The sequence below is a fragment of the Candidatus Methylomirabilota bacterium genome, assembly GCA_028870115.1.
In the GTDB taxonomy this organism is placed as follows: Bacteria; Methylomirabilota; Methylomirabilia; order Methylomirabilales; family Methylomirabilaceae; genus Methylomirabilis.
In genome coordinates, this window is sequence record JAGWQH010000005.1 from 1 (window position 1) to 1,398 (window position 1,398).

General features: G+C 56.6%; 3 protein-coding genes. All 3 read right to left on the reverse strand.

The window, feature by feature from the left end:
- Positions 1–137: 137 nt before the first annotated feature.
- The 3 genes from KGL31_00295 to KGL31_00305 all read right to left on the reverse strand — a co-directional run bounded on the left by KGL31_00295 (position 138) and on the right by KGL31_00305 (position 1,224).
- Complete coding sequence (locus tag KGL31_00295; GenBank protein MDE2320353.1) at positions 138–548, reverse strand: type II toxin-antitoxin system VapC family toxin; 411 nt, start codon at positions 546–548, stop codon at positions 138–140.
- The gene (locus KGL31_00300; protein MDE2320354.1) at positions 545–787 is read right to left on the reverse strand and encodes an Arc family DNA-binding protein; all 243 of its coding nucleotides are present in this window, start codon (positions 785–787) and stop codon (positions 545–547) included. The genes KGL31_00295 and KGL31_00300 overlap by 4 nt, the downstream gene beginning before the upstream one ends.
- A gap of 86 nt (positions 788–873) precedes the next feature.
- Entirely contained in the window at positions 874–1,224 is a 351-nt protein-coding gene (locus tag KGL31_00305; protein ID MDE2320355.1) for a DUF3147 family protein, read from the reverse strand.
- Positions 1,225–1,398 lie beyond the last annotated feature (174 nt).

Below are 1,398 nucleotides of genomic sequence, written 5' to 3' on the forward strand. Positions count from 1 at the left end.
ATATCGAAAAGCGACCCCTCTCAAGCTGCTTCTTTCCTCAGGCAAGGTATGCGTAATGTGGCTGCGGGTCAACGACAGGCTGATGCGCGAATACCTTCACCTGGGCGACGGCCCGCTGCGACCGCTTGATGGCCGCCTCAGGCGTAAGTGTTGAGGAATGTATCGACGGACACCGCTACCATAGGAAAGTCGTTCAAGATCTCCTTATCCAACGTGACCAGAAAGGTCCCTAATTCCTGAGCGAGTGCGACAAACTCACAATCATACACGGAGCACGTGCTGTCGGCGACCAATCGTAGTACCCGGTCCGAATCCACCTCATATTCTCGATCTTCCATCATCCGGAGCGCTTCGTCCATCAGTCGCCGACTCTCTGCCAGTGACAGCCACTGCTTGCGAAGATAGCTGGCCAGCACATTCCGGAATTCACTTCGCCACAATAACGGTGCGGCCCAGTCCGCATCCTGGCGCAGAACTTGTTCCGCCTGCTGGGAGTGCTTGCTTGCGAGATACAAATAGCCGATCAGATTGGTGTCTACGACGATCACAGGCGGCCCGCGCGCTTGATGAGGTTGAATTCCCGCTGCGTGATGGGATGGTGTCGGGTACTGCGACGCAACCGGCGGACACGCCCGAGCAGGACTTCCGGGTCGAGCTTCCGGCCCCGCACACCGCGTTCGATCTGTGTGATAATTTCGCTATTGATGCTGCGGCGATTCGCAGCAGCAGACTGCTTGAGCAATTCATACACCTCTGAGGGAATGTTTTTGACCGTAATCGTCGGCATGGCGATTCTCCATATAGGTTCAATATGGAACCATTATGGTTCTATGGTGGTTGATTGTCAAGACCCCTTGGGAGTTAGGCGTGAACCTACAGGCTCACGCCGAAACGCTCCAAGACCCACATGAGCCCCAAGTATGCGCCGACAGTAAGCGCGCAAGCGACGCCGAAACCAGGCCAAAACGCGACACCCGAGCGAAGGAGAAACGGCAGGACCAGGAACAGTGGAAGCGAAGCCAAGACCAGCCAAAAGATGCTCTGCGACAGCGCTGCGACGGATTGAGTGTTGCCCGTACCAATGTAGAGCCAGATAAAGGCGAGGAGAGACGTGAGGGGCAGGGACGCGAGCAGCGCGCCCCAGAACGAACTGCGCTTCCCAAGCTCAGCAACTGCGACGACCACTACTGCCGTAACCAACACCTTCACTGCGTATTGCCACATAACCCTATTTCACGCCCAATAGCATCGTAGGTCGGGTTAGCGTAGCGTAACCCGACAATCCAACCCCGTCACTCATGTCCCATCCCCTCGAACTCCATCTCACCCTATCCCTAATCCGCGGGATGCATCTCCGTCTCAACATACGACGAAGAGTCGGGCTGCGGCCGCTCCATC

Bases quoted from the DNA above. Each gene is read 5' to 3' on its own strand.
- KGL31_00300 (MDE2320354.1), bottom strand. From the start codon at position 787: ATGCCGACGATTACGGTCAAAAACATTCCCTCAGAGGTGTATGAATTG.
- KGL31_00305 (MDE2320355.1), bottom strand. From the start codon at position 1,224: ATGTGGCAATACGCAGTGAAGGTGTTGGTTACGGCAGTAGTGGTCGTC.